We start from the raw sequence: 15318 nt of genomic DNA, 5'->3' as shown, positions 1-15318 counted from the left end.
ACCGACTGCACTGAACCAGCTGCGGGCGGGAACCCGGTCCGGCAGGCTGGCCCGGTGATCCGGCTGCGGCGGCAGGACGTGGGGACGTGGCGGCTCGTGGCCCAGCGGGTCGTCCCGGTCCTGCCCGACGCGACCGACGTCGTCACGCACCTCGCGGCCGTGCAGGCCCAGGACCTGCGGGCCGCGGCGACGGCCGTGGCCCTGCGCACCGGCGCCGGCACGACGGCCGGGCTGGCCGACGCCCTGGACGCCGGGACCGTGGTCCGGTCGTGGCCGATGCGAGGAACCCTGCACCTGCTGCGCGCGGACGACCTGCGCTGGGTGCTGGCGCTGTGCGCGACCCGGACGATCAGCGCCACCCGCCGCCGGCGCGAACAGCTGGCCATCACCGACGCCGACCTCGACGTCGCCCGGGCGGCCGTCCACGCGCACTGCCCGCCGACGGGGGCGACCCGCGCGGACCTGCTGGCCGCCTTCGAGGCCGCGGGGCAGGGCACAGGCGGCGGTCGCGGGTACCACCTGCTGCACCACCTGGCCCTCACGGCCGACCTCTGCCTGGGGCCCCTCGCCGGTCGTGAGCAGCTGTTCGTGCCCCTGGACTCCTGGGTCCCGGCCGGTGCGGTCCCGGCGGACCCGCTGGCGGAGTGGACGCGCCGGCACCTGCGCGGGCACGGGCCGACGACGGCGGCCGACGTCGCGTTCTGGACCGGGCTGCCGCTGGGGACCGTCCGCCGCGGGTTCGACGCGGTCCACGCCGAGTTCGAGACCGTCGACGTCGACGGGGTCGAGCACCTCGTCGACCCCGCGCTGCCCGACCTCGTCGCGGCCCACCGCACCGCCGCCCGGGGCGTGCACCTGCTGCCCGGTTTCGACGAGTTCCTGCTCGGCTACGCCGACCGGTCCGCCGTGCTGGCCCCCGAGCACGCCGAGCGCGTCGCACCCGGGGGCAACGGCGTCTTCCGCGGGATGCTCCTCGTGGGCGGGCAGGTCACCGGGACGTGGACCCGTGCGGGTGACCGGCCGGACGTCGTCCCGTTCGCGGAGCTGTCCAGCACCCGCTGCGCGGCGCTCGACCGCCGGGCGCGGACGCTGCCGACGGGACGGCTCGATCAGCGCGACTGAGCCGCGTGGTGCTCCAGCGCCAGCCCGAGCCAGAACTCCACGCGGTCGTCCGAGGCGGGAACGCTGAGCCAGGACGGACCCATGTCGCGGCCCGCCCCCATCTCGGCGCGGACCGCCCCCTCGTGGGCCACGAGGTCCGCCGACCGGTCCGGGTCGACCTTGACGAGCAGGCTGCCGTCACCGCGCACGCTCACGACCATCCGGCCCTCGACCATGACCGACGTGCCGCCGAACATGCGGCGCTCGACGACGTCCCGGCCGGCCAGGAGGACCCGGACCCGCTCGAGGGCGTTCACGAGGGGACCCTCAGAGCCACTTCTCGACGAGGTGGTCGGCGCGGATGTGCCGGATGGTCCCGGAGCGCGCCCGCAGTGCGATGGACTCGGTGCGGATGACCGGACCGAGCCGGCGGACACCGTCGACGAGGTTCCCGTCCGTCACGCCGGTCGCGACGAAGAACGTGTTGTCGCCCTTGACGAGTTCGTCGGCGGTGTAGACGTGGTCGAACTTCAGGCCGGCGTCCGTCCCGTGCTGGCGCTCGTCGTCGGTCTTCGGCGCGAGCCGGGCCTGGATGAGCCCGCCGAGGGCCTTGATGGCGCACGCGGTGGCGACGCCCTCGGGGCTGCCGCCGACGCCGACGCACATGTCGAGGCGGCCCGCGTAGGAGGCGGCGTCGATGCCGCCGGCCACGTCGCCGTCGAGCAGGAGGCGCGTCCCGGCCCCGGCGGCGCGGATCTCGGCGATGAGCTGCTCGTGGCGGGGGCGGTCGAGGACGCCGACCGAGATCTCCTCGACGGCCTTGCCCTTCGCCTTGGCCAGCGCGCGGATGTTCTCCCCGATGGGCTGGCGCAGGTCGACGACGCCGACGCCCTCGGGACCGGTGACGATCTTCTCCATGTAGAACACCGTGTGGGCGTCGAGCATGGCGCCGCGGTCGGCGGCCGCGATCATCGAGATGGCGTTGCGTCGGCCGAGCGCGGTGAGCGAGGTCCCGTCGATGGGGTCGACGGCGATGTCGCACGCCGGCCCGTTGCCGGTGCCGACCTCCTCGCCGTTGAACAGCATGGGCGCCTCGTCCTTCTCGCCCTCGCCGATGACGACGACGCCGGCGAAGTCGACGGTGCCGAGGAACTCGCGCATCGCGTCGACGGCGGCGCCGTCCGCACCGTTCTTGTCACCGCGGCCGATGAACGGCGTCGCGCGGATCGCCGCGGCCTCCGTGGCCCGGACGAGTTCGAGGGCCAGGTTCCGGTCGGGCGTGGTGGGCAGGCTGCTCATGGCAGCCATCATGCCCGTCCCGGCCCCCGGCCCTCCGTCGCGGCTCGGTCCCGCTCAGAAGCGGAAGCCCGCCACCAGGTCGCTGAGCTGTCGGGCGGCGCGCGAGACCTCGTCCGCCGTCGCCGCGGTCTGCGCTGCGCTGTCGGTGGTCTGCTCCGCCGCGCGGGCGATGCCGCTGATGTTCGCGGCGATCTCCTGCGACCCGGTCGAGACTTCCGTCACGTTGCGGACCATCTCGCTCGTCGTGGCCGACTGCTCCTCCACCGCCGCGGCGATGGTGGCCTGCAACCCGTCGATCTGCGCGATGACCTCACCGATCTGCGCGATGACCCCGGTCGCCGCACCCGCGTCGGCCTGGGTGGCGTTGACCTTGGCGACGATCTCCTCGGTGGCGCGGGCGGTCTGCTGCGCGAGTTCCTTGACCTCACCGGCGACGACGGCGAACCCCTTGCCGGCGTCCCCGGCACGCGCGGCCTCGATGGTCGCGTTGAGCGCAAGCAGGTTGGTCTGCTCCGCGATGGAGGTGATGAGCTTCACGACGTCGCCGATCTCGCGGCTGGAGGCACCGAGGCGTTCGATCGTCGCGCCCGCGTCCTGCGCCGCGGCGACGGCCGTGGCCGCGGTCTCCGACGCCTGGGCGGTCGACGTCGCGATCTCGCGGATGGCCGAGGTCATCTCCTCCCCCGCGGCGGCGACGGTCCCGATGTTCGCGCTGATCTCCTCGGTGGCGGCCGAGACGACCTGCGACTGCGTCGCGGACTCCGCGGCGCCGGAGGACAACTGCCCCGCCACCCCGGTGAGCTGCTGGGAGGTCGTGGTGAGCGAACCGGCCGTCGTCGTGACCTGGCGCAGCAACGTCGCGAGGGTGTCCATCGAGTCGTTCGTCGCGGCCGCCAGGCGTCCGACCTCGTCGCGCCCCGGGTTCGGGACGCGCCGGTCCAGGTGACCCTGCGCCAGGCCCTCGACCACGGTGAGGGTCTGCGCCAGGGGGCGGGAGATCGAGCGGGCGATGGACAGCGAGATCGCGACGGCGAGCGCCACGGCGAGCGCGGCGATGACGAGCAGCGCGACGAGGTTGCGGTGGTAGTCGGCGGCCCCGTCCGCGGCGATGGCGGAGGCGGCGGCCGATTCGCTGCGGTTCAGCTGCACCAGCGTCGCCTTGACCTGCTGGGCCGCGGGAGCGATCTTCTGGGTTCCGACGGCGGCTGCGGCGGCCGGACCGGAGGTCGTGCTCGTGGTGATGAACTCCTGCACCGCAGCGCGGTAGGTGGCGAGCCCCGTCGTGTAGGCGGACCGCTGGGCTTCGGTGGCCCCGGGCGAGGTTCCCTGGTACGTGGTCCAGGCCTGGTCCAGCGCGGCCTGGTCCCCGTCGAGCGTGGACAGCGCGGCCTTGACGTCGGCGCCCGGGAGCGAGGCACGCAGGAGGTCCTCGCGGACGGTGCCGAAGCTCGTCTCCAGGTGGCCGGCCGCCGCGACGGCGGCGACCCCGGAGGTGGACAGGTTCTGCAGGTTGTCCTGCGCCGCGCGCAGCCGCAGCGCGGCGAAACCGGTGATGACCACCAGGAGGAGCACGACGACGCCGAAACCGGCGACGAGCTTGGTGGACACGCGAAGATCGCGCAGACGAGCCGACATGGGCGACCTCGAACCTCCCTGAGCGGTCCCCGTCTCTCGAGGACCCACGGTTTCATCGGCGCAACGGTCAGGGGTCTGAACGTTTCAGGCCGAGGGTGACGAGGACCACGTCGGCGACCGTGGTCAGCCGAGGGCGGGGAACGTCGTGCCGGTCAGCTCCTCGGACACCGCCCACAACCGTCGGGCCAGGTCGGGGTCGCGCGCCTGCCGCGACCGGCCGATGAGCGTCGCCCCGCCCCGCATGTGGAGGAGGTGCTCCGGGCCGGTGAAGGCGCCCGGCGGGACGTCACCCGTGGCGGCGAGGAGCACGGGCAGCGCCCCGGCGGCGGGGCTCTGCGCGACGTGCCGGGCGAGGAACCGACCCACCGCCCCGCCACCGCCCGAGGTCGTGCCCGTCGTCATGCCCGTCGTGACGTACCCCGGGTGCGCGGCGACGGCGAGCACGGGGGACCCGGCCGCGGTGAGCCGCCGCTGGAGTTCGGCGGTGAAGAGCAGGTTCGCGAGCTTCGAGGCGGCGTAGGCCCGGGACTCCGAGTACGGGCGGTGGCGGGTGTTCGGGTCGTCGAGGTCGAGCCGGGCGGCCCGTTCGGCCTGCGAGGACAGCGAGACGACGCGGCCGGTGACGTGCGGGAGCAGGAGGTTCGTCAGGGCGAACGGCCCGAGGTGGTTCGTGCCGAACTGCAGCTCGAACCCGTCCGCGGTCTCCCGCCGGTCGGGGACGGAGACCCCGGCGTTGTTGACGAGGACGTCCACCGGCCCCTCCCACGCGGCCGCGAAGGCGCGGACCGAGGCGAGGTCCGCGAGGTCGAGCGGACGCACCTCGACCGTTCCCGTCATGGCGGCCGCGGCGCGGGCCCCCTTGGCGGTGTCGCGGACGGCGAGCACGACCCGGGCGCGCGCGTCGGCGAGGGCACGGGCCGTGGCGGCACCGATGCCGCCGCTCCCCCCGGTGACGACGACCGTGCGGTCGGACAGGTCGGGCAGGGCAGGGACGGCGTCTCGGGGCACGACCCCAGAGTAGACACCGTCTAGATTCTAGGCAACGTCTAGATCCGGGTAGGTTGGCGCCGTGAGTCGGCCGTCCTTCCACCACGGGAACCTGCGCGCGGTGCTGCTCGACGAGGCGGAGCAGACCCTGCGCGAGGGCGGTGTCGACGACCTGTCCCTGCGCGACCTCGCCCGACGGGCCGGGGTCAGCCACGGCGCGCCGCGGAGCCACTTCGTCGACCGGCGGGCACTGCTCGACGCCCTCGCCGAGCGGGGGTTCTCGCGCCTGGCCGACGAGGTGGGCGCCGCCGGGGCCGCGTTCGCCGACGACCTCGCCGGGCGCGTCCGCGCCGTCGCGGACGCCTACCTGCGGTTCGCCGTCACCGACGCCGCGCTCATGGACCTGATGTTCTCCGCCAAGACCGCGGCGCCCACACCCGAGGTGTCCGCCGCCGCCGGCCGGTTGTTCTCGACCTTCGACGCGCTGTTCGCCGCCGACTTCGCCGCAGGCCGGTTCCGCAGCGGCGAGGAGCAGCGGACGAAGCTCCTGTTCGTCGCGACGGTGCAGGGCGTCGCCGCCCTCGTCACCTCCCACCGGATCACCCCCGACCAGGGCGCCGGACTCGTCGCGGAGGCCGTGCACCTGTTCCTCGCGGACGCAGCCGACGGCTGACCGCGCGTCAGTCGCGGCGGGCTTCGAGCTCCGCCACGCGCCGCCGCAGGTCGTCGAGGTCCTCGTCCAGGCGCCGCGACACCCCGCGGCCGGTCCAGTACCGGGACAGCCCGGGACCACGCGCTCCGCCCACGTCGTCCGCGAGCCCCAGGTACTGCATCACGCGCAGGAGGCGGGTGTGCCCGCCGGGCCGCTCAGCAAGGTTCTCGTCCACGACCGCAGGATGGCGTGCGCGGCTGGACGTCACCCGACGGCCCTGACCGCCTCCACGACGATGCTCTGCGGGACGGGTTCGGTGCCGGGTTCGTGGACGGCCGTGATGGCAAGACCGGCCGCGACGAAGGCCCCGACGAACTCCGCCAGGGGCACGTGCCGCATGCCGCCGACCCGGGTGCGGATCCCACCCGGCGCCCACCAGGGGGCGGAGGTGTGCCGTTCCGCCCGCCGGTAGGTCGGGTGCACGGTCACCTCCCCGCCCGGGTGGTTCTCCACGTGCGGTCCGTTGAAGCACGGGTGGACGCCGTGGAAGAGGAAGCGGCCCGCCGGCCGCAGGACCCGGGCCACCTCCGCCAGCGCCACGTCGAAGTGCTCGACGTCCGTCGACGTCCAGCGGCTGACCACGAGGTCGAACGCCGCGCCGTGGAAGGGCAGGCACTCGGCGTCCCCCTGCACCAGGGGAAGTCCCCAGCGACGCGCGCGTCGCACCTGGTCCGACGACAGCTCCACCCCGACGGGGTCCCACCCCTTCTCGGCCAGGACGACGAGGTCGCGCCCGGTGCCGCACCCGACGTCCAGGCACGGTCCACGCCCCGCGGGCAGGTACCGCCGCAGGACCTCGTCGCGGTCGGGGGTCTCGTCGAGTCGTGCGTCGTACCAGTCCGCCTGCCCCGCGTACCGGTCGACCGGGCCGGGCTCCACCACGCCGTCACCGTCCTCCGCCGGGTCCCTGGTCCGTCCAGGAACGAGCATCCTCCCGTCGTCCCCGGTCCGGCAGCCCGCCACGTCGAGCCCCGGAGGAGGGTCGCGCCGTCGGCGGGTGGTGACCGACGATGCGGCCGTGGAACCGAGGAGCACGTGGAGGGACGAGCTGTGCCCGTGGGTCGCCCACCCGGGGCGCACCGCGACGGCCGCCCTGGTCGGACTGACCCTGACCGCCCTGGCGGTCCTGCCCTTCTGGGGTCCTGCCGGCGACCCGGTGTCCGACCTGTCGCTGGCGGGGAGCGCCATCGCTCTCGCGGTCGCCACCGTGGTCACCACGATCGGTCTGGGGCGGGTGTGGGCCCTGCCCGTCGTCGTCGTGCCGTTCGCAGCCGGCGTGTTGCCGCCACTGCGCGCGGACGACGCGTTGTGGGCCATCGCCTGGGTGATGTTCACCGGAGGAGGAGCGGTGGTGGCGGGCGTGGCCTTCGCCGTCGTGGTCCTGCTGCGGGGCCGGGGCACCTCGCCGGGACCCGGAGCCCTCGAGGGCCGCTGAGACCCCGCCGATGGCCGCGACGTCAGCCCCCGACCGGGAACCGCTCGACGAACCGCCGCTGCCACGGCGTCTCCACGGCCCGCCGGTGGTGGCGCGCGCGGACGAACGCCACCGCGTCGGCTGGGGGCACGCCGTCGAGCACCGCGAGGCACGCGAGCGCCGTCCCGGTGCGCCCGACGCCTCCCCCGCAGGCGACCTCGACGCGGCAGTCCTGGGCCCTGCGGTGCAGCTCCCGCAACGCCTCGACGGCGTCCGCCGGGTCACGGGGCAGGAGGAAGTCCGGCCAGCGGACCCAGCGCGACGGCCAGGGGACCGGCGGCGGTCGGTGCCCCGTCAGGTACAGGCCGAACTCCGGCAGCGGCCCGGGCGGAACCCCGGCGCGCAGACCCCGCCCCCGCACGCGGCGACCGCTGGGCAGCAGCACGACGGCGTCCCCGTCCTCCCACGCGGCGCTCACGACCCGAGCGGACCCTCCCAGACCGGACGGGCGCGGGCCGCGGCGTCCAGGAGGGGCTGGGCGTCGAGCTCGTGGGTCGTCGCGTCGATGCCCTGGCGCGGCCACTGCACGACGATCCGCAGCCGTCCGGCCGGCGGGAGCGGCCACAGCCAGTAGTCCCGGTCGGTGGAACGCCGACTGCCCCCGCCACCCCTCCCCGAGAGGACGGGACGGTCCGGCCGCCACTCCCGGTCCGTCCACGGGCGGTCGTCCCCCTGCCCGACGGGCGGGTCGACGCTCGTGGCGCGCCGGCCGTCGGCGAACTCGAAACCCCACTTCAGGCGCCCGGCCTGCCACTCCTCCCCCACCCCGTGGCGGTAGGGGCCGTCGAAGACCTCCGTGTGCAGGTCCAGGTCGCCCAACCGGCCCCGCACCCGCACCGAGAGGGTCATGGCCAGCCCCTCGGGGAACGCCCGGACGCCGCTGAGCAGGACGACAGTGGTCTCCGAACGGGCGAGCAGCAGTTCGACCGGCACGACACCCGGCAGGACGTCGTCGGGCGGGCCGACCCACGCCGGCTGGTACCCCTCGTCGGCGTCGACGTCGTCCGGATCAGGCGTGGGCGGGTCGGGGAAGAAGTCCATCGGTGGCCTCCCGGGGCTCGGTGGTCTCCCCAGCATGCCCGCAGCGCCGGAGGACCGTCAGGCCGGTCGCGCCTGCCGCAGGGCCGGCACCTCGGCCGGTCCCCGGCCGTCGGACGGCTCGACGCAGACCCGGTTCCGCCCCTCCCGCTTGGCGCGGTAGAGCATCCGGTCCGCCCGGGCGTAGAGCTCGTCGAGCACGTCCGGCGACGGGGCACCCCGGCCCCGGACGGCCACCCCGGCGCTGACGGTCACGGACGGCGTGCCCCCGTCCGCGGAAACGGCCGCGCGCAGCCGCTCGGCGAGGGTCGCGGCCTCCAGGGGTCGGGCGCCGGGGGCGACGACGAGGAACTCCTCCCCGCCGATCCGCGCCAGCAGGTCACCGGGCCGGACGGTCGCGGCGAGCACGGCCGCCAGCCGGACGAGGACGTCGTCACCGGCCCCGTGGCCCAGGGTGTCGTTGATCCGCTTGAAGTGGTCGATGTCGAGCAGGACCGCCCCGACGTCCTCCCCGGTGTCCACCGCCACCTCGGCCAGGGCGGTGCGCAGTCCCCGCCGGTTCAGCAGCCCCGTCAGCGGGTCGCGCGAGGCGAGGAGGTCGGCGCGGTCCCGGGCCGCCACCGCCCGGGCGACGGCGGCGTCGAGACGGGCCCGCAGCACGAACAACCCCGCCACCGTGAGGACGAGCACCATGTCGACGGCCGCGACGCGCGCGGCCCGCACGAGCGGTTCCCCGGGCACGACGACGACCAGCGCCGTGGCGACCACGACGGCCAGCGCCAGGTGGCGGAGCATCGAGCGGGCCGAGCAGAACATCGCCGCGTAGAGCGGACCGACGACGAGGGCGGTGACGGCCGTCTGGTGGAAGGCCTGGTCGGCAACGCTCCCGGTGAGGACCGCGATGAGCCCGGTCGCCCACACCGACCACCAGCCCTGCGGACGCCCGGTCCGGCGGTGCCGGACGACGGCCAGCAGCGCGACCGGTTGCGCGAGGATCCCGGCACCGAGGACGACGGGACCCGCTCCCGGGCGCAGGACCTCGGGGACGACGAAGACCACGGCGAGCGCGAGGGCGAGCAACGCGGGCGCGCACAGGACCATGAAGACCTGGCTGGCGCGCAACGAGGGGACGGTCTCGTCGGGGACGGCGGCCCCCCGGCCGCGGTCCCCGGCTGCAGCACGGTGCCCCACGTCCATTCCCTCGGCAGCGAGGTGGCCGGACACGAGGAGGGGTGGCCCGGTCGGCGTAGTGCCGGCGACCGGACCACCCCTCGCTCAGGTGGTCGTCAGGTGGGTGACGTCACTTCTTGTAGCCGATGACCGTCCAGTCGGGGGTGAGGAACAGCGAGGACCCGTAGTTGACGAGGTCGCTCTTGACGGCCGTGAACTGCGGGCCGTTGAGGATGGGCAGGAAGGCGTAGCACGCCTTCTGCCAGTCCGCCTCGATGCCGTTGGCGTCCTTCGTGAGCGTCGCTGCGTCCGTCTGCTGGTTCAGGCTCGCGATCCGCTGGTCGATGGCCGTCGTCCCGCAGTGCGTGTAGTTGCTGTCCCCGGTGCTGTTGTAGTACTGCTGCGGCTGCGTGTCGACGTAGCCGCCCATGCCGTAGCCCGAGAACGAGATCGCGTAGTCCCCGCTGGTGAAGACCTTGTTGAAGTCCTGGGCCGAGTGCTGGTCGATCGTCGCGGCGAAGCCGGCCTTGCCGAGCTGCTGGACCGCGGCCTTGATGAAGGCGAGGGTGACGGGGTCGTCCCCGTAGTTGGTGAGGGGGACCGCGACCTCCTTGCCGTCCTTGGCGAAGATCCCCTTGCTGTCCTTGGTGTACCCGGCGGCCTGCAGCGTGGCCGTGGCGCCGGCGGGGTCGGAGTCCTTGACCGGGTAGTTGTCCTGGTAGCCCTCGGAGACGGACATGAGCATCCACGACCCGGGCGGCTGCTCGCTGTAGCCCGTGCCCTGGAACTCGACGGCGGACAGCGCCTTCCGGTCGAGGGTCTGGTAGATCGCCTTGCGGACCGCGACGTCACTGACGTCGGGGGACTGCGTGTTCATGATGAACCCGAAGACCCCCACGGTCTTGCCCTTGCGGATGTCGATGCCCTGCATGCCCTTGACCTGGGCCAGCCGGGTCGAGGTGCTCACGCCGACGGCGTCGAGCTGTCCGTTCTTGAACGCGGGGATGGAGGCGCTCTCCTCGTACTGCGTCCAGACGATCTGCGACAGCTTCGGCTTGGTGCCCCACCACTTCGGGTTCGGCACCTCGACGAGGGTCTTGGCGGAGTTGTCGAGCTGCTTGATGGTGAAGGGCCCGGCCATCCACTCCGGGTGCGGGTTGTCGACGAACCCCTTGTTGAAGATGTCGGGCGTGTCGACCTTCTGGCTCACGAGAACGGAGAAGAAGTCCTGGTACGGCTCGTAGACCTGCTTGGTCGTGATGACGACCTGCTTGTCGCTCGTGCCCGCCGTCACGCTCGCGATGTCGTCGTACGGCTTGGTGATGACCGACTCGTAGGCGGGGTCGTTGAAGATCTTCCACTGGTTGACGAACGTGTCCACGTCGATCGGCGTCCCGTCGTTCCAGGTCGCCTTCGGGTTGACGTCGATCGTGATCGTCTGCTTGCCACCGCTGACGTCGTCCTTGACCGACGTGCAGAAGTCCTTGTTGAGGACCGGGGTGCCGTTCTCGGCCGCCGTCCAGCAGCCGGCCATGTTGACCGGGTAGAGCATGGCCTGGGTGTCGGAGGAGTTCCCGTTGTTGCTGTTGAGGTTCCAGTCCGGCCCGAACGTGCCGATGGGCAGCCGCACAGTGCCGCCGTCCTTGACGTCCGCGGCCGGCGTCTTGGCGTAGTCCGCGAGGATGTTCGAACTCGACCCTCCGGACGCACCGCCGGAGGCCGAACCGCCGGACCCTCCGCAGGCGGCGACGACGAGCAGGGTGGACAGGGCGAGGGCCGTCGGGGCCACCCGCCGGCGGATCGTTCTCATGGGCGTCACAGCGGGGTTCCTCACGCGGTCGTCGGGATGGGTTCGTCGGGGAAGTGGCAGGCGTGCACGCGCGTCGGCCCGGCGGACCGCAGCTCCGGCACGGTGGTGCGGCAGCGTTCCTGCCCGGCCGGCGGCAGGGCCGCGAAGACCGGGCAGCGCGAGGCGAACCGGCAGCCGGTGCTGCGCTGCAGGGGCGAGGGCAACCCGCCCTGCAGGACGATGCGCTGCCGGTTCCGTTCGACGGTCGGGTCGGGGACGGGGATGGCCGACAGCAGGGCCCGCGTGTAGGGGTGCTTCGGGTCGTCGAACACGGTGTCGACGTCGCCGTGCTCGACGACCGTCCCGAGGTACATGACGGCGACCTGGTCGGAGATGTGCCGGACCACGGCGAGGTCGTGGGCGACGAACAGGTACGACAGGCCGAGACGGGCCCGCAGGTCGTCGAGGAGGTTGACGACCCCGGCCTGGATCGACACGTCGAGGGCCGAGACGGGTTCGTCGAGCACGACGAGCGCCGGGTTCAGCGCCAGGGCGCGGGCGATGGCGATGCGCTGGCGCTGGCCGCCGGAGAACTGGCCGGGGAACCGGTTGACGTGGTCGGTCTGCAGGCCCACGAGCTCGAGCAGTTCGAAGACCCGGCGGCGGATGTCGGCCCGCGACCAGCCGTCGGCGTCGAGGGGTTCGGCGATGACGTCGAAGACCGTGAACCGGGGGTCCATGGCGGACAGGGAGTCCTGGAAGACGATCTGCACCCCGCGCCGGACCCGCCGCACGTCCGCCGCGCTCGGCGACCGTCCGTCCGGTCCGTGCAGGGGGACGCCGCCGATGGCGATCTGGCCGGGTTGCTGCGGGTCGAACTCCATGACCTCCAGGAGGGCCGAGGACTTGCCGCAGCCGGACTCCCCGACGAGCGAGAGGCACTCCCCCCGCCGGACGTCGAAGGAGATCCCGTCGACGGCGTGGACGGTGCCGCTGCGCCGACGGCGCAGCAGGCCCCCGCCGACGGTGAACGTCTTGGTCAGCCCCCCGACGGCGAGCACCACCTCGCGCTCCTGCCGCGGCACCCCGGCCTCGGCCGGTGCGGGGATCTCGGGGGCGCGGAACGCCGCCCGCACCTCCTCGGTGCCGGCGGCGACGTCCTGGGAACGGACGCAGGCCGCGAGGTGCGTCGCACCGCCCTCCACACGCCCGACGGGTCGGAGTTCGGGTTCGGCGGTCCGGCACTCCGGACGCACGAGGGGGCAGCGGTCGGCGAAGGAGCAGCCGACGGGTTCGGAGAGCAGGTTCGGCGGGGACCCCTCGATGGGGACGAGCGCGGTCCGGTCGGCCCGGTCGACACGGGGCACGGCGGCCAGCAGCCCCATCGTGTACGGCATCCGGGGCCGGTGGTAGACCTCCTCGGCCGGACCGCGTTCCACCCCGCGCCCGGCGTACATGACGAGGATCTCGTCGGCGATCCCCGCCAGCACCCCGAGGTCGTGGGTGATGAACACGACGGCGGCACCGGTCTCGCGCCGCGCCACCTGCAGCACGTCGAGGACCTGGGCCTGGATCGTCACGTCCAGCGCCGTCGTCGGTTCGTCGCAGATGATGACGCGGGGGTTGTTGGCGATCGCGATCGCGATGACCACGCGCTGCCGCATGCCGCCGGAGAACTCGTGGGGGTAGGCGTCGAACCGCTCCTCGGGGGAGGGGATGCCCACCATGTCGAGCAGTTCCACGGCGCGGGCGCGGCGGGCCGCCTTGTCCATGCCCGGGTTGTGGACGGCCAGCGCGTCGCTGATCTGCCGCCCGACGGACAGGACGGGGGTCAGCGAGGACAGCGGGTCCTGGAAGACGATCGAGATGTCCTTGCCGCGGTGGGCGCACATCTGGCGGTCGTCGAGCTCCAGCAGGTTCTTCCCGTCCAGCAGCACCTCGCCGGTCACCGAGGCGTTGTCGGCGAGCAGCTGCAGGACCGCCAGCGACGTCGCGCTCTTGCCCGATCCGGACTCCCCCACGATGCCGAGCACCTGCCCGGGGCGCAGGTCGAAGTCGAGGCCGCGGACGGCGTGCACCGTCCCGTTCTCGGTCGCGAAGCGCACGTGCAGGTCCCGGACCGACAGCACCGGCCGGTCCGCCTGCCGGCGTTCGGCCGTCGTCAGCGCCGTCTCGGTCACCGGGCCCGCCCTCCTGAACCGGAACTGGGGTCGAACGCGTCGCGCAGGCCGTCGTTGACCAGGGCCAGCGGCCCGGTGATGAGCAGCAGGGCGATCACGGGCGACCAGAACATCCACGGGTAGCTGTCGACGGTCTGGCTCGCGCTGGCGAGCATCGTGCCCAGCGACACGTCCGGCGGTTTCACGCCGATGCCGATGTAGGAGTACGAGACCTCCGCGAGGATCGCCCCCCAGATGCCCATCGTCACGTTGAGGACGGTGAGCGAGGCGATGTTCGGCAGCAGGTGCCGCCAGACGATGAGGAACGGCCGGACGCCCGAGTAGCGGGCGGCCCGGACGTAGTCGCGCTGCACGAGGGAACTCGTGAGGCCGCGGACGAGGCGCGCGGTGTTCATCCACCCGAACACGACGAGGACGAGGATGAGCACCCCGATCCCCGCCGACCGACCGGCCATGAGGATCGCCACGAGCAGGAACGACGGCGCCATGATGAGCGTCTCGAGGACGAACAGCATCGAGCGGTCGACGCGACCGCCCTTGTAGGCCATGACGCACCCGTAGACGGCCGCGATGACGGGCGTGCTGACCCCGACGACGAGGCCGACGAGCAGCGAGGTCGCGGTGCCGTGCACCAGCTGGGTGAAGACGTCGGTGCCGGCCTGGTCGGTCCCGAGCCAGTGCGCGGCGCTGGGCGGTTGGCCGATGGCGGTGAGGTCGGGTTCGGTGGCCGAGTAGGGCGAGACGGCGTTCCCCACGAGGACCCCGACCGCCACGAGCAGGATCAGCGCCAGACCCACGACGGCCGGGACGTTGCGCAGGAAGCGGCGCAGCACGACCCGACTGCGCCCCAGCGGGACGGGTTGCGCCGCAGGGGTGGTGACACCGTCCGGCGCGGGGAGGTCGTCCGCCCCCGCCGCGGCCCCCGGCAACAGCACGCTCATCGGCTCACCCGCACCCTCGGGTCGACGAGGACGATGGCCACGTCGGCCAGCACCGCCCCCACAGCGAAGATCAACGCCCCGTAGGCCACCATCGCGGTGGCGGCGGAGACGTCCTGGTTGGTCATGGCCTGCACCGACCACAGGCCGAGGCCGGGCCAGTTGAAGACGGCCTCGGCGAAGTAGCTGCCGATGAAGAGCGCGGGGATCGTGAACGCGATCGACTGCGCGGTCGGGATGAACGAGACCCGCAGCGCGTGCCGGAGGATGGCCTGGTTGCGCGTCAGGCCCGTCGCCCGTGCGGTGCGCACGAAGTCGGCGTTCACGTTGTCGAGCAGGAACTGCCGCTGGCTGACCTGGTAGCCGGCGTAGCCGAAGACCGTCATGGCCACCGTGGGCACGATGTAGTGCCGCACCAGGTCCAGCGCGGAGGGCCAGAACCCCGTCACCGTCGGGTCGGAGATCCCGGTGACGTAGAGGGCGTCGTGGCCCACGAGGGAGTTCGCGTGGATGGCCAGCAGCTGCACCGCGAGGTACGCGACGGGCGCCGGCAGCACGAACGTCAGGTAGCTGAAGCTCGTGACGGCGCGGTCGCTCACCCGGTACTGGCGGGCGGCGGTGTAGACGCCGAGGGCCACCCCGATGACGAGGGTCAGCACGAGCGCGATGAGCGTGAGCGAGAAGCTGATGCCGACGCGCTGGGCGAACTGGGAGTTCACCGAGGCGCCGTTCGGGCTGCGCCCCCAGTCCCAGCGGGTGACGACACCCGTGAGCCAGTCCCAGTACCGGTGCAGGACCGGTTCCCTCGGGTCCAGCCCCAGGCTCGTCAGCGTCCGGTCGACGACCGCCTGTGAGGGCCGCGGGACACGGGTCGTGAACAGCCGCCCCGGGTTGAACTGCCAGGCCGCCAGGAGGAAGGCGGCACTGGTGGCGATGAAGAGCATGACCGCGTACGTGGCCAGGCGCCGTGCGAGGAACCGCAGCAAGGACACCAC

The 15318-nt window shown here is 73.3% G+C and carries 16 protein-coding genes; 3 read left to right on the top strand and 13 right to left on the bottom strand.

Going from position 1 to position 15318, the window contains the following annotated elements; all coding sequences use genetic code 11:
- Positions 1 to 54: 54 nt before the first annotated feature.
- Entirely contained in the window at positions 55 to 1122 is a 1068-nt protein-coding gene (locus AB0637_RS05445; RefSeq protein WP_366170155.1) for a winged helix DNA-binding domain-containing protein, read from the top strand.
- On the opposite strand, the gene AB0637_RS05440 is transcribed toward AB0637_RS05445, so the two are convergent.
- The 4 genes from AB0637_RS05440 to AB0637_RS05425 all read right to left on the bottom strand — a co-directional run bounded on the left by AB0637_RS05440 (position 1110) and on the right by AB0637_RS05425 (position 5043).
- Positions 1110 to 1418: a TfoX/Sxy family protein gene (locus AB0637_RS05440; RefSeq protein WP_366170154.1), complete on the bottom strand. Its 309-nt coding sequence runs from the start codon at positions 1416 to 1418 to the stop codon at positions 1110 to 1112. The genes AB0637_RS05445 and AB0637_RS05440 overlap by 13 nt on opposite strands.
- Positions 1419 to 1428: 10 nt before the next feature.
- On the bottom strand, positions 1429 to 2412 hold the full coding sequence (gene glpX / locus AB0637_RS05435; protein ID WP_366170153.1) for a class II fructose-bisphosphatase: 984 nt from the start codon (positions 2410 to 2412) through the stop codon (positions 1429 to 1431).
- A 42-nt stretch (positions 2413 to 2454) separates the two neighbouring features.
- Positions 2455 to 4008 carry a methyl-accepting chemotaxis protein gene (locus tag AB0637_RS05430; RefSeq protein ID WP_366170152.1) on the bottom strand — a complete coding sequence of 518 codons (1554 nt, stop codon included), beginning with the start codon at positions 4006 to 4008 and terminating at the stop codon, positions 2455 to 2457.
- 150 nt (positions 4009 to 4158) lie between these two features.
- Positions 4159 to 5043: an oxidoreductase gene (locus tag AB0637_RS05425; protein ID WP_366170151.1), complete on the bottom strand. Its 885-nt coding sequence runs from the start codon at positions 5041 to 5043 to the stop codon at positions 4159 to 4161.
- A gap of 61 nt (positions 5044 to 5104) precedes the next feature.
- Between AB0637_RS05425 and AB0637_RS05420 the strand changes: the two genes are divergently transcribed.
- Positions 5105 to 5695 (top strand): TetR/AcrR family transcriptional regulator, encoded by a 591-nt coding sequence (locus AB0637_RS05420; protein ID WP_366170150.1) that lies wholly within the window; start codon positions 5105 to 5107, stop codon positions 5693 to 5695.
- Positions 5696 to 5702: 7 nt separating this feature from the next.
- On the opposite strand, the gene AB0637_RS05415 is transcribed toward AB0637_RS05420, so the two are convergent.
- Positions 5703 to 5909: a hypothetical protein gene (locus AB0637_RS05415; RefSeq protein WP_366170149.1), complete on the bottom strand. Its 207-nt coding sequence runs from the start codon at positions 5907 to 5909 to the stop codon at positions 5703 to 5705.
- A 29-nt stretch (positions 5910 to 5938) separates the two neighbouring features.
- Positions 5939 to 6616, bottom strand: a complete 678-nt coding sequence (locus tag AB0637_RS05410) for a class I SAM-dependent methyltransferase (RefSeq protein WP_366170148.1) — start codon at positions 6614 to 6616, stop codon at positions 5939 to 5941.
- A 136-nt stretch (positions 6617 to 6752) separates the two neighbouring features.
- Between AB0637_RS05410 and AB0637_RS05405 the strand changes: the two genes are divergently transcribed.
- Positions 6753 to 7169, top strand: coding sequence for a hypothetical protein (locus AB0637_RS05405; RefSeq protein WP_366170147.1), 417 nt, complete (start codon positions 6753 to 6755; stop codon positions 7167 to 7169).
- Between the two features lie 22 nt (positions 7170 to 7191).
- On the opposite strand, the gene AB0637_RS05400 is transcribed toward AB0637_RS05405, so the two are convergent.
- The 7 genes from AB0637_RS05400 to AB0637_RS05370 form a co-directional block, all read right to left on the bottom strand.
- Positions 7192 to 7626, bottom strand: coding sequence for a protein-tyrosine phosphatase family protein (locus AB0637_RS05400; RefSeq protein WP_366170146.1), 435 nt, complete (start codon positions 7624 to 7626; stop codon positions 7192 to 7194).
- On the bottom strand, positions 7623 to 8249 hold the full coding sequence (locus AB0637_RS05395) for a hypothetical protein (RefSeq protein WP_366170145.1): 627 nt from the start codon (positions 8247 to 8249) through the stop codon (positions 7623 to 7625). The genes AB0637_RS05400 and AB0637_RS05395 overlap by 4 nt, the downstream gene beginning before the upstream one ends.
- Positions 8250 to 8306: 57 nt before the next feature.
- The gene (locus AB0637_RS05390; RefSeq protein ID WP_366170144.1) at positions 8307 to 9437 is read right to left on the bottom strand and encodes a GGDEF domain-containing protein; all 1131 of its coding nucleotides are present in this window, start codon (positions 9435 to 9437) and stop codon (positions 8307 to 8309) included.
- A gap of 109 nt (positions 9438 to 9546) precedes the next feature.
- Positions 9547 to 11226, bottom strand: coding sequence for an ABC transporter family substrate-binding protein (locus tag AB0637_RS05385; RefSeq protein ID WP_366170143.1), 1680 nt, complete (start codon positions 11224 to 11226; stop codon positions 9547 to 9549).
- 20 nt (positions 11227 to 11246) lie between these two features.
- Entirely contained in the window at positions 11247 to 13385 is a 2139-nt protein-coding gene (locus AB0637_RS05380) for an ABC transporter ATP-binding protein (RefSeq protein ID WP_366170142.1), read from the bottom strand.
- Entirely contained in the window at positions 13382 to 14326 is a 945-nt protein-coding gene (locus AB0637_RS05375; RefSeq protein ID WP_366170141.1) for an ABC transporter permease, read from the bottom strand. The genes AB0637_RS05380 and AB0637_RS05375 overlap by 4 nt, the downstream gene beginning before the upstream one ends.
- Positions 14323 to 15309: an ABC transporter permease gene (locus tag AB0637_RS05370; RefSeq protein WP_366170218.1), complete on the bottom strand. Its 987-nt coding sequence runs from the start codon at positions 15307 to 15309 to the stop codon at positions 14323 to 14325. Before AB0637_RS05370 ends, AB0637_RS05375 begins: the two co-directional genes overlap by 4 nt.
- Between the last annotated feature and the right edge of the window lie 9 nt (positions 15310 to 15318).

The sequence above is a fragment of the Kineococcus sp. NPDC059986 genome (assembly GCF_040702905.1).
GTDB lineage: Bacteria > Actinomycetota > Actinomycetes > Actinomycetales > Kineococcaceae > Kineococcus.
Note: the sequence above shows the minus strand (reverse complement) of the source record. Positions and strands in the feature narration are given on the sequence as shown.

Bases quoted from the DNA above. Each gene is read 5' to 3' on its own strand.
- AB0637_RS05385 (WP_366170143.1), bottom strand. From the start codon at position 11,226: ATGAGAACGATCCGCCGGCGGGTGGCCCCGACGGCCCTCGCCCTGTCC.
- glpX (WP_366170153.1), bottom strand. From the start codon at position 2,412: ATGATGGCTGCCATGAGCAGCCTGCCCACCACGCCCGACCGGAACCTG.
- AB0637_RS05375 (WP_366170141.1), bottom strand. From the start codon at position 14,326: ATGAGCGTGCTGTTGCCGGGGGCCGCGGCGGGGGCGGACGACCTCCCC.
- AB0637_RS05395 (WP_366170145.1), bottom strand. From the start codon at position 8,249: ATGGACTTCTTCCCCGACCCGCCCACGCCTGATCCGGACGACGTCGAC.